The organism is Microbacterium sp. VKM Ac-2923, assembly GCF_022815605.1.
GTDB lineage: Bacteria > Actinomycetota > Actinomycetes > Actinomycetales > Microbacteriaceae > Microbacterium.
In genome coordinates this window covers 63,381-81,661 of the sequence record NZ_JALGRP010000012.1, presented here as the reverse complement: position 1 = coordinate 81,661, position 18,281 = coordinate 63,381, and the positions used below count along the sequence as shown (strand labels likewise).

Annotated in this window: 14 protein-coding genes and 1 tRNA gene; 6 read left to right on the top strand and 9 right to left on the bottom strand. The window is 68.9% G+C overall.

The genetic code is table 11. The features are described 5' to 3' along the window. From MT347_RS15920 to MT347_RS15910, 3 genes are all read right to left on the bottom strand, one after another. On the bottom strand, positions 1-275 hold a 275-nt coding region (locus tag MT347_RS15920), incomplete at its 3' end, for a transposase (RefSeq protein WP_243502313.1). Positions 276-1,258: 983 nt separating this feature from the next. Beyond that, positions 1,259-1,513: a histone-like nucleoid-structuring protein Lsr2 gene (locus tag MT347_RS15915; protein WP_279391456.1), complete on the bottom strand. Its 255-nt coding sequence runs from the start codon at positions 1,511-1,513 to the stop codon at positions 1,259-1,261. 187 nt (positions 1,514-1,700) lie between these two features. Then, a tRNA-Ser gene (locus MT347_RS15910) sits at positions 1,701-1,788 on the bottom strand. Between the two features lie 147 nt (positions 1,789-1,935). On the opposite strand from MT347_RS15910, the gene MT347_RS15905 reads away from it, so the two are divergent. Continuing rightward, the gene (locus tag MT347_RS15905) at positions 1,936-3,186 is read left to right on the top strand and encodes a DUF2254 domain-containing protein (protein ID WP_243502311.1); all 1,251 of its coding nucleotides are present in this window, start codon (positions 1,936-1,938) and stop codon (positions 3,184-3,186) included. A gap of 78 nt (positions 3,187-3,264) precedes the next feature. Further along, the gene (locus tag MT347_RS18475; RefSeq protein WP_243502309.1) at positions 3,265-5,238 is read left to right on the top strand and encodes a DUF4012 domain-containing protein; all 1,974 of its coding nucleotides are present in this window, start codon (positions 3,265-3,267) and stop codon (positions 5,236-5,238) included. Positions 5,239-5,316: 78 nt separating this feature from the next. On the opposite strand, the gene MT347_RS15895 is transcribed toward MT347_RS18475, so the two are convergent. Further along, on the bottom strand, positions 5,317-6,216 hold the full coding sequence (locus tag MT347_RS15895) for an HAD family hydrolase (RefSeq protein WP_243502308.1): 900 nt from the start codon (positions 6,214-6,216) through the stop codon (positions 5,317-5,319). Next, positions 6,213-7,481 carry a serine--tRNA ligase gene (serS, locus tag MT347_RS15890; RefSeq protein WP_243502306.1) on the bottom strand — a complete coding sequence of 423 codons (1,269 nt, stop codon included), beginning with the start codon at positions 7,479-7,481 and terminating at the stop codon, positions 6,213-6,215. The genes MT347_RS15895 and serS overlap by 4 nt, the downstream gene beginning before the upstream one ends. 176 nt (positions 7,482-7,657) lie before the next feature. Here serS and MT347_RS15885 point away from each other — a divergent pair, with 176 nt between their 5' ends. Both MT347_RS15885 and MT347_RS15880 read left to right on the top strand, forming a co-directional pair. After that, positions 7,658-8,947, top strand: coding sequence for a diacylglycerol kinase family protein (locus MT347_RS15885; protein WP_243502304.1), 1,290 nt, complete (start codon positions 7,658-7,660; stop codon positions 8,945-8,947). A 169-nt stretch (positions 8,948-9,116) separates the two neighbouring features. Beyond that, positions 9,117-10,487, top strand: coding sequence for a deoxyribodipyrimidine photo-lyase (locus tag MT347_RS15880; protein ID WP_243502302.1), 1,371 nt, complete (start codon positions 9,117-9,119; stop codon positions 10,485-10,487). A 225-nt stretch (positions 10,488-10,712) separates the two neighbouring features. Here MT347_RS15880 and MT347_RS15875 read toward each other — a convergent pair whose 3' ends face one another. After that, a complete protein-coding gene (locus tag MT347_RS15875) occupies positions 10,713-11,132 on the bottom strand; it encodes an Asp23/Gls24 family envelope stress response protein (protein WP_243502301.1) in 420 nt (139 codons plus the stop codon). A 244-nt stretch (positions 11,133-11,376) separates the two neighbouring features. On the opposite strand from MT347_RS15875, the gene MT347_RS15870 reads away from it, so the two are divergent. Continuing rightward, positions 11,377-12,426: an LLM class flavin-dependent oxidoreductase gene (locus tag MT347_RS15870; protein ID WP_243502325.1), complete on the top strand. Its 1,050-nt coding sequence runs from the start codon at positions 11,377-11,379 to the stop codon at positions 12,424-12,426. A gap of 132 nt (positions 12,427-12,558) precedes the next feature. On the opposite strand, the gene pheA is transcribed toward MT347_RS15870, so the two are convergent. Both pheA and MT347_RS15860 read right to left on the bottom strand, forming a co-directional pair. Continuing rightward, positions 12,559-13,521 carry a prephenate dehydratase gene (gene pheA / locus MT347_RS15865; protein ID WP_243502299.1) on the bottom strand — a complete coding sequence of 321 codons (963 nt, stop codon included), beginning with the start codon at positions 13,519-13,521 and terminating at the stop codon, positions 12,559-12,561. Between the two features lie 63 nt (positions 13,522-13,584). Then, on the bottom strand, positions 13,585-14,994 hold the full coding sequence (locus MT347_RS15860) for a lipocalin-like domain-containing protein (RefSeq protein WP_243502297.1): 1,410 nt from the start codon (positions 14,992-14,994) through the stop codon (positions 13,585-13,587). 229 nt (positions 14,995-15,223) lie between these two features. On the opposite strand from MT347_RS15860, the gene pgm reads away from it, so the two are divergent. Continuing rightward, positions 15,224-16,870, top strand: coding sequence for a phosphoglucomutase (alpha-D-glucose-1,6-bisphosphate-dependent) (gene pgm, locus MT347_RS15855; RefSeq protein WP_243502295.1), 1,647 nt, complete (start codon positions 15,224-15,226; stop codon positions 16,868-16,870). 297 nt (positions 16,871-17,167) lie between these two features. On the opposite strand, the gene MT347_RS15850 is transcribed toward pgm, so the two are convergent. Further along, positions 17,168-18,214, bottom strand: a complete 1,047-nt coding sequence (locus MT347_RS15850; protein ID WP_243502293.1) for an NAD(P)-dependent alcohol dehydrogenase — start codon at positions 18,212-18,214, stop codon at positions 17,168-17,170. Positions 18,215-18,281: the final 67 nt, after the last annotated feature.

Sequence of the window (18,281 nt, the reverse complement as noted above, 5' to 3'; positions counted from 1 at the left end):
ACGCTCGCAGCCTTGAGGATCTCGTTCGCCTTCCGCAACTCCGAGACCTCCTTCTGCAACCGCTTTATCTCCGCCGCCGCGTCCGTGGTCAACCCGGGCTTCACGCCGGCGTCCACCTCGTACCGCCGCTGCCACAACCGCAACGTCTCCGGACTCATCCCCAGCAGCCCAGCCACATGCCGGACCGCGCTCATCATCGTCGGGTGCGACGGCCGCGTCTCCGCGAGCATCCGCAACGCCCGCTCACGCATCTCCGGCGAATACTTCCTGTTCATCGTCTTCCATCCTTACTTGAAGAACGGAACGAAAGTCAGGCCGGTTCACCTGGCGCTCGCACGACAAAGGTCAGCGCGACGAATACTTACTTCCCCAACGCCGGAAACTTCGGCGAGCGTCACCTTGAACTATGGGCGATCAACAGTGGCCAGCTTGTCGGCAACAGTGATACGAACGGCCTCCCGAGCAGCAGTGTCGACTTCGTTTCCAGCACCCGCCCGCTGAACAACTCAGTGTTGACCACCGCAGTTACGCAGTGGGTGTACCTCACGCCGTACGGACGATACACCCACGAGGGAGCGAAGACGTCCGACGCACTCTGCGCCGCGGATGACGACAACGCCTGCTACTACTGAACACATGGATGAGACGACACGTTCAGAACCACGTCGGTATCCGCCGTTTGGGGAGGTTCCGGCCGCGGTGGAAGGCTCGCCCGACCTGCGGTTGGAAGTTGAGGCCGCTGCGGCGTCACTTACGGGCTTCGTCTGTTCGCCCAGCGGAGTATTCGCCACGCTACGCACGGCGGTACGCGTAAGGGAGGGTGGTGGCGTCACATACGCCTTTGCCGAACGCCGAAAAGTAGATCACGCAATAGAAGTTTGGGCCGTGAGCCCAGGTTCAGGACCGGTTTCGCAAGACAAGTCGCCTGCCCACCTCATCAGCGGCGGTGGAGGAACGGAGGGCATGCTCCATGCGGCGCTATTCCATCTTTGGTTTCCCGTCGAGGTAGCGTCCTTAACCGATGACTTGCTAGTTGGGATGGACTGGCCAAGCCTGAACGCGACGGTTCACCTGAGTATCTCTGCCACGTCGTTGCAGTTAGCGGCCTCCAAGGCAGACGTGCGCTTTATCGGCTAGTGATGGGGTGAATGCGCCTCGCCAGGAAAGGTAAACTTGCTCTCGCGGAGCGCCGTATGCCGCCGCGCACACAGAGCTCCCCCGAGTACCTTCACTCGAGGGAGCTCTGTGTTGGAGGGGGTCACCCGGTGGCTGTCTTGTAGGCCTCGATAATGGCGGCAGGTACACGACCGCGATCGCTGACGGTGTGATCGTTCGCACGGGCCCATTCGCGGACCGCGGCGAGATCGACGTCGCTCTTTGCCTGGGGCGCCCGACGCCCGCTCCGCGCGCTGGCGGTGCCGAGGTGCAGAGCTTGTTTGCCGGTCTGCTGGCGAGCGACGCGACGCTCAGGGTCGAAACGAGAGAGGTAGCCGTTCTCCCCGTGCCAATGCAGGAGCAGAACTCGCTAGCAGCAACCGGAACCGACGGCGTGCTCGTGCCTGTCCGGGAGTGGGGGAATCGCCCAGAACGCCGCTGGAACCCTTCTGCGGTGCTGCTGCGCATGCAGACCTCCGACGACGGCCAGAACGCCAGAACCCCGCCCAAACTTTCGTTTGGACGGGGTTCGAATAAGGCACATTTGGCGGAGGGTGTGGGATTCGAACCCACGGGACATTGCTGTCCACTGGTTTTCAAGACCAGGTCCATCGGCCGCTCGGACAACCCTCCCGGACGCCCCGAGTCTACCGAGACCTGAGCCGCAGGTCGCGCGCGCGAAGGGACGTGAGCGGTGAACGCGCATCGACCAGCGCTGCGCTGAGCGGCCACGCGTCCAGCCCCCGAGCGAGCATCCTCCGTCCCGGTAGCGTCGGCGGAATGGCCACCACAACGCGCAGTTCTCTGGCATCCTTCTTCCTCCGCTTGGGGAGACAGGTGTGGGTGCGCGCGGCCATCTTCACGGTGATCGCGGTCGTCGTCGCGCTGGCGGCCAACTACCTCGGTCCCCTGCTGCCGTTCGAGTTCGGAATCGACCTCGCCCAGAACTCCGTCGGATCGCTGCTGCAGATCATCGCCACCGCCATGCTCACCGTCAGCACCTTCTCGGTGACCGCCATGGTCACGGCGTTCTCCTCGGCCACGACGACCGCCACGCCTCGGTCGACTCCCCTGCTCATCGCCGACCCGACATCGCAGAACGCCGTCTCCACCTTCATCGGTGCGTTCACCTTCTCGCTGGTCGGCATCGTCGCCCTCTCGACCGGGTACTACGAGCCGCGCGGTCGCACCATCCTGTTCGTCGCCACCCTCGTCGTCATCGCCATGGTCGTCTTCACCCTGCTGCGGTGGATCTCGCACCTGTCCACGTTCGGCCGAATGGCCGATGTGATCGATCGCGTCGAGAAGGCCGCGACGACGTCTTTCGAGCTGCACGCGGAGTCGCCGACGCTCGGCGCGCAGCCTGCTGTGATGCCGCCCGCGGATGCCGTCCCGGTCCACGCCGAGGATGTGGGATACGTCACGCACATCGATGTCGCCGGGCTCGACCGACTCGCTCACCGACACGGGATCGACGTGCACGTGCGGGCGACGCCGGGGCGCATCGCCGACGCCCGCGTGCCGCTCGCCGTCGTGACGGGTTCCGTCGACGAGGACGTTCGCGCCGGCATCCGCCGCGCCTTCCGCATCGAGCACCACCGCACCTACGAACAGGACCCGCGGTTCGGCGTGATCGCGCTGACCGAGATCGGCAGTCGAGCCCTGTCGGCCGCGACCAATGACCCGGGCACGGCGATCGAGGTCATCGCCGCGCTCCAGCGGGTCTTCACACGCGGTCTCGCCGCGCGCGCGGTGGCGGACGTCGACTACGAACGGGTGTTCGTGACCGCACCGGCGCTGGCCGATCTCGTCGACGACGCCTTCCGTCCCCTCGCTCGGGACGGCGCCGCCGACGTGGAGGTACAGGTGCGGTTGCAGAAATGCCTGGCCTCGCTCGCGGCATCCGCTCCCGCCCGTGCGGGTGTTTTCCGGGACGCCGTGCGCGCGGCGTACGAACGCAGCCGCCGGGAGCTCGACCGGACGGACGGGCGCATGCTGCGCGCGGCGGTACGGGAGGCCTGGGGGCACTGAGAAAGGCCCACGCCGGAGTTCATCGACACGTTCACCGGCCATGAGCGACCGGTCATGTCGTCCACGTATCCTCGGGGCGTGATCTCGGAGACGTCGCACGCCACTCGTTCCGAAACGCGAGGGCGCAGACGCGCCGCTGCAGACCCCCTGACGCCCCGGCAGCCGCTCGCGCGCCACGCCGCCGCCGAGACGGCGGCGCAGAGACGGCGCCGCCTCGTGTCCATCGTGCTGCCCGCCGTCGGCGGCCCGCTCTTGGTGATCGCGATCGTCGCGCTCGCCACCGCGGGGATCTTCGCGTGGCAGGTGACTCAGGTGCGCGACGACCTCGAGGCGGCGATGGACCAGTCGTCGCTGCTCGTACGTGCCGCCGCGCGCGGCGACGTCCAGGGGATCGAGCAGTCCGGCACCGACATCGTCGCTCGGGCGCAGCGCGCCCACGACACGGCGGAGGGACCGCTGTGGGACCTCGCCGCGCAGGTTCCGGCGGCCCGGAACAACGTGCTCGCGGTGCGCGCCGTCACCGACATCGCCTACACGCTCACCTCGCAGACGCTGCCTCCTGTCCTGGACATGATGTCGGCGTCGAGCGACGGCACCGACGCCCAGGGGATCAACCTGAAGCCGTTCCTCAACGCGGGCAGCGTCATCCCCACGGTGCTGACCTCGTTCAGCGAGGCGACGCGCATCGCGACGGCGATGGACCGAACCGACGTCGTCCCGCAGATCTCGGAACCCGTGGACGAACTCGTGGGCCTCATCGAACAGGCCACGCCGGTCCTGCAGACCGTGGAGGAACACCTGCCCGCACTCCTTCGCGCCGCGGGCGCCGACCGCCCGATGCTGTATCAACTGATGATCCAGACCCCCGCCGAGATCCGGGCGACCGGTGGCGGGGTCGCGCAGTGGCTCGTGCTGAAAGTCGACGGTGGCAGAGTCGACCTCCTCAGCCAGGACACGGGCACGGATCTGATGTACGTGGACTTGCCGGCGCGGGGGTTCGATACGGAGAACGGATCGCTCCTCCGCCTCGCCGACGACACGCGCGAGCTCTACCCGGCGGAGCTGACGAACTGGTCGTCGAACTTCACCATGAGCCCGCACTTCCCGACCGCGGTCGAACTGTTCCAGACCACGCGGGACTGGACCGAGAAGCCGCGCTTCGACGGCGTCATCTCCATCGACCCTCTCGTGCTCGCGCACCTGCTCGAGGCCACCGGCCCCCTGACGCTCGCCTCGGGCGAAGTCGTCGATTCCGGCAACGCGGCATCCGTTCTGATGAGCGAACCCTACGAACGGTTCGGCATGGACAACGCGGCGATGGACGCCTACTTCAACGAAGTCAGCGCCGGCATGTTCGCCAAGCTCACCAGCAGCCAATGGGACATCGGCGCGATGTGGGCGCAGATCGTCCGCAGCGCGGAGGAGGGACGCATCCTCGCCTGGTTCGACGATGCGGCGCTCGAAGACCTCGCCCACCAGTACGGACTCGACGGAACGCTGCGCGAAGACAATACCGAAGCCACCCAGCTCGGGATCTACTTCAACGACTACTCCATCGGCAAACTCGAGTACCACCTCACCTACTCGCAACGAGCCACCTGCAATGCCGACCGCCGCACCGTGACCGTGTCGATGGATCTGCAGAGCACCATCACGGATGCGATCAAGAGCGGCTACACCCTCGGTCTCCGCAACCTCGAGCGCGGGATCGACCCGAGGACGATGATGCTCGATGTGCTGTTCTTCGCCCCACCCGGGGGCGAGATCCTCTCGACCACGCCTGACATCGGCGACTGGTGGGACCCGCGCTTCCGCGATCGCTCCGGCTCCGACCACGACAACCCTGCCGAGAGCCGGACGCTGCTGCTGGCCGAGGGGGAAGCGCGTACCGTCTCCTACACGGTGCAGCTGCCCGATGGCGACCTCGGTCCCCTCGAGCTGCGCCACACGCCGGGCGCACACGACACCACCGTGACGATCGACGCGAGCTGCGCTCCTCTGTTCCGGAGCCCGGAGGGGTCCGACAACATCCGTTTGTCCACGATCGGCTGACATCGTCTCCGCGTGATCACCCCGGCGGGAACCCCCGGCGCGTGATCGCTCCGGCGGGACCCCCGCGCACGCTCCGGATCAGAGGGAGCGGAGCGCTGCGGCGACGCCGCCCTCGGTCACCGATAGACCCACCTCGCCCGCGGCCGCGTGCACCTCGGGCGGACCCTGGTGCATCGCGATCGCACGGCCGCCGTTGCGTACGGCCCACTGCATCATCTCGATGTCGTTGCGCCCGTCGCCCATCACCAACACCTGGTGGGGCGCGATACCGAGCCAGCCCCGTACCAGCTCGAGCGCGGTGGACTTGTCTACGCCCTGCGGGGCGATGTCGAGCCAGGCGGTCCATCCGATGGCGTACGAGACCTGGGTGAGGCCGATGCGCTCGACGAGCTCCAGGAAATCCTGGTCGGTCTGCTCGGGGGCGACGACCACGACGCGGCAGACCGGCTGCGTCGACAGCTCGTCGAAGGTCACCTTGTTGGCGCCCTGAAGGTTCCAGTCGTCCAGGTAGTCGGTGAACAGACGCGAGCCGTCGGGCAGTTCGACGAGGAAGTGCGCCCCCGCGAGGTGCTCGCCGAGAAGCGTCAGCACCTCGGTCGGATCGAACGTCTCGACGTGCGCGCGCTCGTACTCCGCGGCATCCGCGTCTCCGACCCGGCGCATCACGATGGCCCCGTTCGAGCACACCGCGTACTCGGGACGGATGCCGAGGCGCTCCATGATCGTGTGCGTACTGTCCCAGCTGCGCCCGGTGGCGAGCATGACCTCGTGCCCGGCCTCGGCGGCATCGGCCACCGCCTCGACGACTCCGGGGCTGAGGGTGTCGTCTTCGAGCAAGACGGTGCCGTCAATGTCGAGGGCGATCAGCATCCGCCCAAGGGGGGCGTCGTCGGCCAGCGCGGCGACGACGTCGGCCGCCTCCTGCCGCGGCGTGCTCTCGACGGCACCGGTGTCGGGGAGGGCGGCCTCGTCGGTCACGCGATCGGCTCCATGACCTCGAGACCGCCCAGGTACGGTCGCAGCACCTCGGGCACCGTGACCGATCCGTCGGCGCGCTGGTGGGTCTCGAGCAGGGCCACGATCCAGCGGGTGGTCGCGAGAGTGCCGTTCAGCGTCGCGACGGGTTGGGTCTTGCCCCCGCCCTCGGGCCGGAATCGCGTCTCGAGCCGCCGCGCCTGGTAGGTCGTGCAGTTGGAGGTGCTGGTGAGCTCGCGGTAGGCGTCCTGCGTGGGGACCCAGGCTTCGATGTCGAACTTGCGCGCGGCGCTCGAGCCGAGGTCGCCGGCGGCGACGTCGATCACGCGATAGGCGAGGCCCAGGTCTTGCAGCATGGCTTCCTGCATCGCGACAAGGCGGTCGTGCTCGGCTTCGGCCTCGGCCGGATCGGTGTAGACGAACATCTCGAGCTTGTTGAACTGATGCACGCGAATGATGCCGCGGGTGTCTTTGCCATAGGACCCGGCCTCGCTGCGGTAACAGGTGGACCAACCGGCATAGCGCTTGGGCCCCCGCTCGAAGTCGAGGATCTCGTCCATGTGGTAGCCGGCGAGCGGGACCTCGCTCGTGCCCACCAGGTAGAGGTCTTCTTTCGGCAGGTGGTAGACCTCGTCGGCGTGCTGGCCGAGGAAGCCGGTGCCGCGCATGACCTCGGGACGCACGAGCGTCGGGGGGATCATCGGGGTGAACCCGGCCTGCAACGCCCGGTCCAGCGCCAGGGTCATCAGCGCGAGCTCGAGGCGTGCGCCGATGCCGGTGAGGAAATAGAACCGGCTGCCCGACACTTTCGTGCCGCGCTCCATGTCGATCGCGCCGAGCTTCTCGCCGATCTCGAGGTGATCCCGCGGCTCGAAGTCGTACGCGGGGATGTCGCCGTGGGTGCGGAGGGTCACGAAATTCTCTTCGCCGCCCGACGGCACGCCCTCGATCACGATGTTCTCGATCTTCGCGAGTGCCACCTCGGCGGCCGCTTCGGCCTCGCCCGCGGTGTGCTGCGCCGCCTTGACCTGTTCGCTGAGCTGTTTGGCCTCGGCCACGAGGGCGGCCTTCTCGTCTTTCGGCGCCTGCGCGACGCGCTTGCCGTGCGCGTTCTGCGCGGCACGGAGCTCTTCGAAGTCCGTGATGGCCTTCCGGCGACGGCGGTCGGCGTCGAGCGCATCGTCGACCGACGCGGGCGATTCCCCACGGGCGATCTGGGAGCGCTTCACGAGCTCGGGATCTTCACGCAGCAGAGTCAGGTCGATCACGCGTCCATCCTAGGGTCGGCATCCGACATCGCCCCGTGCGCGCCGGGCCGTGGACTCGCCGTACGGCCGCGGAACGACCGCCCTTGTTCGCAGGTCGCATGCGTGTTCGGCATCCCCCCGTCAAGCCCGACCGCCCGACCGGTCGCGCGGGGGACCGCGGTCCTAGTGTGGATGCCATGGCCGCCCCTGACGAGCCGCGTGATGACGCGGATTCCCCCGAAACCGTCCCCGCCGATGCCCCCGCCGAGGTGAAGGCGGACGCCGCAGCGGCCGAAGGTTCGAGCGACGACTTCCACGCCGCCCGACTCGGCGACGACGTCGACGACCACCCCCGCACGGACGCCCCCGATCCCAAGGAGGCCGCGGAGCCCGACGACGTCATCCGACAGCCGGAGGACGTGGCGCCCGACTCGTCGGAAGAGCTGCCCGGCAAGACGCAGCGCGTCGACGCCGAGGGCGATGAGGCGCCGATCGACGCCGAGGCGACGCAGAAGAAGCGTGCCGCGCTCGTCTACAACCCCACGAAGGTGGACCCCGACACCCTGCGCGCACGGGTGGCCGAGCTGTCCGCGGAGGCCGGCTGGGCCGAGCCCCTCTTCTACGAGACGACCGTGGACGATCTGGGCGACGACGCGACCCGCGCCGCCCTCGACGAGAAGGCCGACGCCGTCCTCGTGGCCGGCGGTGACGGGACCGTCCGCGCCGTGGCCGAAGCGCTCACCTCGACCGGGGTGCCGCTGTCGATCGTGCCGAGCGGCACGGGAAATCTGCTCGCCCGCAACCTCAACCTCCCGCTCGACGACACCGACACGATGATCCGGGCGACCTTCGACGGGTTCGTCCACGACACCGACACCGGTATCGCCCGCATCCGTCGAGCGAACGGCGACGTGGAGGAGCACGGCTTCGTCGTCATGGCCGGCATGGGCCTGGACGCCGCGATGATCCAGAACACCCGCCCCGAGTTGAAGAAACAGGTGGGCTGGGTGGCCTACGTCGACGGCGCCGCCCGCTCGCTCGTGGGCGCCAAGCCGTTCCGCGTGATGTACCAGCTGAACGGGCACCGCCTGCACTCGGCCAAGGTGCAGAGCGTGCTCTTCGCCAACTGCGGAGCCCTGCCGGGCGGCGTGGCGCTCATCCCCGACGCCTCCATCGCCGACGGCGAGCTCGACGTCGCCGTCATCCAGCCGACCGGCGTGTTCGGATGGCTCGGCGTCTGGCGCAAGATCTGGTGGGACAACTCGGTGCTGCGCAAGTTCCGCGCCGGGCGCCGCGTGCTCGAGCGCCGCAAGGACTCGTCGGTGCGCTACCTGCGCGGAACGGGGATCGAGCTCGCCACGGCCCCCGCACAGCCGATCGAACTGGACGGCGACGAATTCGGCGAAGCGACGCGCATCTACACGCGCATCGTCGCCGGCGGTCTCGCCGTGGCGCTGCCCAAGGGGCACGACGTCTCCACGCTCTGACCCCGGCACCCGGCGTTCCGCCACGACATCGCAGACGTTCGTCGGTGCCGAGAACGCCGGGCACGCCACGTACGGGCCTCGCGACACGCGTGCGGCCCCACAGGGGCGAGGCGGCGCGGGCGGGTGTCAAGCCCGACGGCACGGATGCCGCGGTGGATAGCGTCGAAGGATGCCTTCGCCCTCCATCGTGTGGTTCCGCGACGATCTCCGACTCACGGACAACCCGGCGCTCCGTGCGGCGCTCGACCGCGACGAACCGATCGTGGCGGTGTACCTCCTCGACGAGGAGTCGGACGGGGTGCGCCTGATCGGTGGGGCTGCGCGCTGGTGGCTGCACGGGTCGCTGGCATCCCTCGCCGACCGCATCGAGGAGCGCGGGGGGTCGCTCGTGCTGCGCCGCGGCAAGGCTGCCGAGGTCATCCCGGCCGTGGTCGCGGAGCTCGGCGCCGGCGCGGTGTTCTGGAACCGCCGCTACGGCGGGGTGGAACGCGAAATCGACGCGGGCATCAAGGAGAAGCTGCGCGCCGACGGTGTCACCGTCGCCTCGTTCGCCGCCAACCTGCTGTACGAGCCGTGGACCGTGCGGACCCAGTCGGACACGCCCTATGGGGTCTACACGCCCTTCTCTCGCGCCGTCCAGAAGCTCCCGGCCCCGCGCCCGCCGCTACCCGAGGCGCGCAAGATCCCCGGTTTCGACGGACGGGTCGACGGCGACGATCTGGGAGCCTGGGACCTGCTGCCGACGAAGCCCGACTGGGCCGGCGGTCTGCGCGAGACGTGGGAGCCGGGGGAACCCGCGGCCAAGGCGCGCCTGAAGGAGTTCCTCGACGATGATCTCGGCGACTACTCGACATACCGCGACGAATTCGCCGGCGGCGCGATCTCGAACCTCTCGCCGAGGTTGCGGTGGGGCGAGATTAGCCCGTACCAGGTGTGGCATGACACGGTCGAGCACCGCGGCTCGGGCGAGCACGCGAAGAGTGCGAGCGGATTCTTGTCCGAGCTCGTGTGGCGTGAGTTCGCGTGGCACGTGACCTTCCACTCCCCCGACATCGCGACGGTGAACTGGCGTCGTTCCTACGACGCGTTCCCCTGGCCGACGCTGAACCGCGCGCACCTGGAGACCTGGCAGCGGGGCGAGACGGGCGTGGCCGTGGTGGATGCCGGGATGCGACAGCTCTGGCACACCGGCGTCATGCACAACCGGGTGCGCATGGTGACGGCATCCTTCCTCATCAAGAACCTCCTCATCGACTGGCGCCATGGCGAGCAGTGGTTCTGGGACTGCCTCGTCGACGCGGATGCCGCGAGCAACCCGTTCAACTGGCAGTGGGTCGCGGGATCCGGCGCGGACGCCGCTCCGTACTTCCGTGTCTTCAACCCGGAGACGCAGCGCAAGAAGTTCGATCCGCGCGATCAGTACGTGCGCGAGTGGGCTCCCGAGTACCTCGACGAGAACCCGCCGGAGCCGATGGTGGACCTCGGTGAGACGCGCAAGCGCGCACTCGACGCCTACGACCACGTGCGCCACGGCGGCTGAGCGCGCGGAGGACGAGCAGGCGAGCCGGCGCCGTCGCCGCGGTGCGTGTACCCGCTCTGCCCACTCTGTGTCGACGAAACGCTGCTCGCCGTCGCGCCGAGGCGGCCAGGCCGCTCGTTCGCCGTCACGCGGACGCGACCCGGCCACCCGTTCGCCGAGAGGTGTGGCGCAGCGGGCACGCGAAAGGGGCGCCACCTCGCGGTGACGCCCCTCGCGGAACGGATGTCAGTTGACGCGGGCGTCCTCGACCTCGTCCTCGTCGTCGTCGCCCGGGATGAAGACGTCGACCACGGTCACGTTGATCTCGGCGACCTTCATGCCCACGAGCTCGGTGATGGCCTGGTGCACGGCCGCACGGACGTTCGACGCCACGCGCTGCAGCTGCTCGGGGTAGTCGACCTGGATCGCGATGTCGGCGGCGACCTCGGTCTCGCCCACCTCGACGCTCACGCCCTGCGCGTGGTCCTTCGCGCCCACGGCCTGGCGGATGTTGCCGATCACACGGGCGGCGCCGCCACCGAGGGCGTGAACGCCGGGAACCTCGGCCGCGGCGATGCCGGCGACCTTGGCGACGACGGCGTCGACGATGACGGTCGAGCCGCCGTCCTTGGTGGTGGGGGTGGCGGTGGTGGTGTTCTCGGCCATGTTCGCTTCCTTCCGTCGTACCGGGACCGTGTGTCCCGCGATGTCATAAGTGAGACGCGGCGGGCAGCGCATTCGTCACGCCGATTTCCTGAGAGGAAGCTGAAGATGGATGCCGCCCGTTCCGACCGCGCCGGAGAGCCCGCGTGCGCAGCATCTCGCCCTCGGCGCCGCAGTCCGTCGCCCGCGTGCCGCCCGGCTCGCGCGTGAACGGAATATCGGATGCGATCGCCGCGTTGCCGTGAGCGTGAACGACGCGATCCCCTCCCTCTCCGTTCTCGACCTCGTGCCCGTGCGTGATGGGCAGACCAGCGCGCAGGCGGTGAGTGCCGCGCTCGACCTCGTCGAACGTGCTGAGCGCCTCGGCTACCGCCGGTACTGGTTCGCCGAGCACCACAACATGCCCTCGGTGGCATCCACCACTCCCCCGGTCCTCATCGCCGCCGCGGCCGCGCGGACCTCGCGCATCCGCGTCGGCTCGGGCGGGGTGATGCTGCCGAATCACTCGCCACTCATCGTCGCCGAGCAGTTCGCCGCCCTCGAGGCGCTCGCCCCGGGCCGCATCGACCTGGGCATCGGTCGCGCGCCCGGGAGCGATCCGGTCATCACGCAGCTGCTGAACCGCTCGGGAACCACGAGCGATGTCTCGCGCTTCCCCGACCACGTGACCGACATCATGGCGCTCACCTCGCCCGAGGGCGCGACGGTGCGTTTCACCTCGGGCACCGAGTACCAGGTGAAGGCGACGCCGTCGGCATCCGGGACGCCCCAGGTGTGGCTGCTCGGATCCAGCGACTACTCCGCCCAGCTCGCCGCGAGCTTCGGTCTGCCCTACGTCTTCGCGAACCACTTCTCGGGCGAAGGGCTCGATCACGCTCTGCGGTTGTACCGCGACCAGTTCGTGCCGAACGAATCGGGCGAGGGTCCGCGGACGTTCGTCACCGCGAACGTCGTCGCCGCCCCGACGGCGGAAGAGGCCGAAGAGCGCGCACTCCCGCAGCTGCGCATGATGGCGCGCCTGCGCACCAACCGCCCGATGGTTCCGCTCGAGACCGTCGAGCAGGCCCAGGCCGAGCCGTTCGACGCGATGGCCGGATCGATCATGGCCTCGACCCGACAGAAGTGGTTCGTCGGCACGGGCTCCGAGGTGCAGGGACAGCTCTCCGCCTTCGCCGCACAGCACGGCGTCGACGAGATCATGGTGTCGCCGGTGGCGGGGGCCTACGAGGGCGAAGGCTCCGAGGGTCGCGTGCAGACGTTGGAGCTCATCGCAGCCAAGACGGCCGTCGCGGCCTGAGTCGCTAGCAGGGGTCCCGGTCCCTCGACAGGCTCAGGGACCCCGCGTCGACGGGCTCAGGGACCTCGGTCGGGGCTGGGCCACGCCGTTTCACGGTGGCTGAGCCTGCCGAAGCCACCGCCGCCCTGCGGGTCAGGCCTCGGGCTCGCCGCTCAGTAGGCCCCGCAGCCAGTCGCGCGCCTCGACGAAGACGTCGTCACTGTAGCGCTGGGGGTAGCGCACGATCGCGCGGTCGGCGCGGGCGTAGGACCCGAGGAAGATCACCTTCGGGCTGAAGCGGCGCAGGCCCAGTAGGGCGTCGGCCATGCGCTCGTCGTGCACGTGCCCGTCGGCGTCGATGACGAAGCGGTAGCGCCCGAGGGAGTCGCCGATGGGGCGGGATGCCAACAGGCTCAGGTTGATGCCACGGGTGGCGAACTGCTCGAGCAGCTCCAGCAGGGCACCGGGGTGGTCCTCGGGCAGTTCGACGATGAGCGAGGTCTTGTCGGCGCCGGTCGGGGGTGCGGGCGCCACCGTGCGGCTCACGAGCACGAAGCGCGTCACCGCGTTCGGGTTGTCGCCGATGTTCTCGGCCAGAACGGTGAGGTCGTGGTGGGCGACGATGCCGGGCGCCGCGATCGCGGCATCCGCGGCGCTCGTGCCGTCGAGCACACCGAGGGCGCTGGCGACGTTGCTCTCGGCGGGCAGGTGCGCGTGCGCGGGGACGTTCTCGCTGAGCCATCCGAGGCACTGGCCATACGCGACCGGGTGCGCCGCGATCAGCGAGACGTCCTGCAGCGTGGCGCCGGGGCGCCCGACCAGCACGAAGTTGACCGGCACGAGGTACTCGCCGACGATGCGGAGTCCCGGCACGGTGGCCAGCGCGTCCTGCGCGGTCGAGACGCCGCCGTCGACGGAGTTCTCGATCGCGATCATCGCGGCATCCGATCGCCCCTCGACGACATCGGCGAGCGCTTCGCCGACGTTGCGCACGGGACGCCAGATCTGGTCGCGGGCTTCGGGAACCTGGGCGAGCGCGGCCTCGGTGAAGGTCCCCGCCGGTCCCAGGTAGCTGTAGGTACGGCGGGCGGGCGGGTGTTCCGTGTCGGGCAGCACCGGCTCAGCCTAGTGCGCCGCGGCCGGGACGCCGCCGCCTGCCCGGCGATGTCGACGGAGCACCTAAAAAGCCTGCTCGATCCAGGCATCCCCCGAGACGTCCGCTCCGAGGAACGTACCGGTCGGTTCGGCGGTGCCCTCGTAGATCGGCGCACCGCTCGCCGAGAACTCCTGGTCCTGAAGGCGCGTCGACACCAGCATGTCCGCCTGGAACGACGGGATCTCGACGCGGAACTGCTGCGCGTAGCTGTTTCCCGTCGAGGGGCTCGTCCACAACTCACCGACCGGGGTGATGGTGCTGGCGACGTAGAAGATCTCACCGTCCGGGTCCTGGATGGTCGCAAACGCGTCGACCGAGACGCCGATCTCGGGCTTGTACCCCTCGCCGATCATGCCGGCGGTCGACAGGGTGTAGCCGTTGTCGAGTTGGATGTCCTGCAGCAGCCACCGCACGCGGGTATCGGCGGAACCACCGCCGAAGAATCCGTACTCGTGGTCCATCCAGGTGGTGCCGGTCACCTCGAACGTCTCGCCCCCGAAGGTGAGCGTGCCGGAAGCCTTGAGCCGGGTGAACGAGAAGTAGTAGTTGTCCTTCTTCAGGCTCTGCGTCTGCGCGCTGGGCTCCACGCCCGTACCGAAGACGAACATCGGCCGCCCCTGCTGCGAGAGGGTGAGGTCGAACTCGACCTCGTCGAGCGTCTTGGCATCCTGGAGGACCGCTTTGACCGAGATGTCCTGCGTCGGATCGGCCTGGGGAGCCGTCATGACGACGGAATGACGCACGGCCACCGCGGTGGCTCCCGAGCCGCCGCCGCCGATGAGGGACACGGAGGGGGTGGTCGTGTACCCCGAACCCGGCTTGAGCAGGATGATCTGCGTCACGCCGCCCGTGTCGTCGAGGATCGCGATGGCCGATGCCCCGGTACCGTCACCGTCGAAGAGGACGGACGGCGCCTCGGTGTAACCGGATCCCGTATCGGTCACGCTGAACCCGCCGACGAGCCATTCCGGATCGCCCAGTCGCGCGTACCACTGCTTCGAGGGATCGCCCTCCGCCCACGTGTCGACGTCGAACACCCCGACCGGCTTGGGCCCGTAGACCTGCGTGCGTTCGTAGTGGCGGCCACCCTCCACGTCGCTCAGTGAGATCTGCGACATCCCGAAGTGCTGGCCGGTGAAGGACGCGGCGTTGATATCGAACCCGAACACGCGGTCGCCCGCCCGAAGGGTTCCGATGTGCCACCACCACTCGGTCGGTGCCCCCGCGTGCCGGTACATGTCCTTCGGCAGGCTGAGGACGACGTTCTCCTCGGGGACCGGAGCCGGTTTGGTCGTTCCCGTCCAGAGCGGGTTGTCGGGAACGGGGACCGACGGCGCGGTCACGGCGCGGGGCTTCTTCTTCACGATCGCCGCGATCGCGGCCACGACGAGTCCGATCCCGACGAAGCGGGCACCCCACGACACATGGCTCATGGTCGGAGTGTAGTGACGGCGGATGTCGAGCGGGGTGCCGGTTCACCACGGATCACCCCGGCCGGCGGAGGGGATTCGGCGAGCGGAGGACACCGCGGCCGGCGAACCCGTCCTCCGCCCCCGGAATCTCCTCCGCTCCCACGCGCGCCAGCCCCGCGCGGGGCAACGGATTACCCCAGAATGCGACGCGGCGTATACGCATGTCGCGTGCAGCGGGCAGACTGGGCGCATGAGCAGTCGCGCTGGACAGCCCGCAGAGGCATCCGATCTCATCGACATCGACGAACTGATCTCGGCGTACTACGACCGCAAACCGGATGCCGCGGTGCCCGAACAGCGCGTCGCCTTCGGGACCAGCGGTCACCGGGGTTCGTCGTTGAGCACCAGCTTCAACGAGGACCATATCCTCGCCACCACGCAGGCCATCGTCGACTACCGCGCCGCGCAGGGAATCACGGGGCCGCTCTTCCTCGGTCGCGACACCCACGGTCTGTCGCTGCCCGCGGAGCGCAGCGCTGTCGAGGTGCTGGTCGCGAACGGCGTCGACGTGCGCGTCGACTCCCGCGACGCGTGGGTGCCGACGCCGGCGCTCAGTCACGCCATCTTGCAGTACAACAAGGGCCGTTCGCTCGATGACGCCGGCCGCGCCGACGGCATCGTCGTGACCCCCTCGCACAACCCTCCGCGCGACGGCGGCTTCAAGTACAACCCGCCTCACGGCGGCCCCGCCGACACCGACGCCACCGGATGGATCGCCGATCGCGCGAACGAGCTCATCGCCGCCGGGCTGGCGGGAGTGCAGCGCACCCCTCAGACCGAGATCGACCTCGAGAACCTCGGCCAGTACGACTTCCGCGACGCATACGTGCGCGACCTGGCATCCATCATCGACATCGACGCCATCAAGAGCGCCGGCATCCGCATCGGTGCCGACCCCCTGGGCGGCGCCTCCGTCGAGTACTGGGCCCTCATCGCCGAGGTCTACGGTCTCGACCTCACCGTCGTGAACCCCGAAGTCGACCCGACGTGGAAGTTCATGACGCTCGACTGGGACGAGAAGATCCGCATGGATCCCTCCTCGCCCTCGGCCATGGCCTCGCTGGTCGCCGCGCGCGACGAGTACGACATCCTCACGGGCAACGACGCCGACGCCGACCGCCACGGCATCGTCACGCCCGATGCGGGGCTGATGAACCCGAACCACTACCTCGCCGTCGCGATCGACTACCTCTTCGCCCACCGTCCCGGCTGGCCGACCGACTCCGCGGTGGGCAAGACGCTGGTGTCGTCGATGATCATCGACCGGGTCGCCGCGTCGCTCGGCAAGACGCTGCTCGAAGTGCCCGTCGGGTTCAAGTGGTTCGTCCCGGGCCTGCTCGACGGCTCCGTCGCCTTCGGCGGCGAGGAGTCGGCGGGTGCGTCGTTCCTGCGCAAGGACGGCACGGTCTGGACCACCGACAAGGACGGCATCCTGCTCTGCCTGCTCGCCGCCGAGATCCTCGCCGTCACCGGAAAGACGCCCTCGCAGCGCTACGCCGAGCTCGAGGCCGAATTCGGCGCCTCGGCCTACCAGCGTGTCGACGCCCCCGCCTCGCCCGCGCAGAAGTCGGCGTTGTCGAAGCTGTCTCCGGATGCCGTGACCGCCACCGAACTCGCCGGTGAGCCCATCGTGGCGAAGCTGTCGCACGCGCCCGGCAACGGCGCGGCGATCGGCGGCCTGAAGGTGCAGACGGAGTCGGCGTGGTTCGCCGCACGCCCCTCGGGCACCGAGGACGTCTACAAGCTGTACGCCGAGTCGCTCCGCGGCGAGGACCACCTGCGCGAGGTGCAGGAAGAGGCGCGCGCGGTCGTTTCGGCCGCCCTCGGCCAGGCCTGACCTTCCGTCCGACGCGGCGTCGCCCTCCGGGGCGGCGCCGCTTTCGCGTGCGGGCGCCTGCGCGGTGCGTCGGCGGCGGCGTCTGCGACGGGCTTCCGGCATCCATAAACGCCATCCGTGCCGATGAACACGGCGACGCCGCGTTTATGCGCAGTAATCGCGTTTATGAGTGGGGCCCCGGGGGGCGGGGGCAACGGCGAGGACGTACGGAGACGGCGGGACGTGCGACGGCCCCGACGCTTCGAAGAACGTCGGGGCCGTGGTATCCGGGATCTCGCCGGACCCGGAGAACCGGGATCAGGCGGGGGCGAAGGTCTTCGCGTCGATCACGAAGCGGTAGCGCACGTCGCTCTTCAGCACGCGCTCGTAGGCCTCGTTGATCTGGTCGGCCGAGATGAGCTCCGTCTCGGGGGCGATGCCGTGCTCGGCGCAGAAGTCGAGCATCTCCTGGGTCTCGCGGATGCCACCGATCGACGAACCGGCGAAGGAACGACGGTTCGTGAAGAGGGTGAAGACCTGGATGGGCAGGGGCTCCGGCGGGGCGCCGACGTTGACCATCGTGCCGTTGAGCGTGAGCAGCCCGAGGTACTGCTTGAGCTCGAGCGGCGCACTCACGGTGTTGACGATGAGGTCGAAGGTGTTCTTCAGCGTGGTGAAGGTCTCTTCGTCCTTCGTGGCGTAGTAGTGGTCGGCGCCCATCTTGAGGCCGTCGTCCTTCTTGCCCAGCGTCTGGGAGAGCACGGTGACCTCGGCGCCCATGGCGTGGGCGATCTTGACGGCCATGTGACCGAGACCGCCGAGACCGACGACGGCGACCTTCTTGCCGGGGCCGGCGTTCCAGTGGTTCAGCGGTGAATAGGTCGTGATGCCCGCGCACAGCAGCGGGGCGGCCTTCTCGTAGGGGATGGACTCGGGAACGCGCAGCACGAAGTGCTCGTCGACGACGATCTTCTCGCTGTAGCCACCCTGGGTGATCGAACCGTCGACATCGGTGCCGGCGTAGGTACCGATGTTGCCCTTCTCGCAGTACTGCTCCTCGCCGGCGAGACAGTTGTCGCACTCGCGGCACGAGTTGACCATGCAGCCGACGCCGACGCGGTCGCCGACCTTGTGGCTGGTGACGTCGGACCCGACCTCGGCGACCGTGCCGACGATCTCGTGGCCCACCGTCAGGGGGTAGGGCACGTCGCCCCACTCGCCGCGGATGGTGTGGATGTCGGAATGGCAGATGCCGGCGTAGGCGATGTCGATGAGGACGTCCGAGGGGCCGACATCACGGCGCTCGATGGTCGTGGGCTCGAGGGGTGACGTCGCGGACGACGCGGCGTAGGCGTTGACGTGCATGGTTCTCCTGTGGGGATCGATTCAGAGGAATCCATCCTCCGTCACGGCCCGTCTCGGACGGGGACCC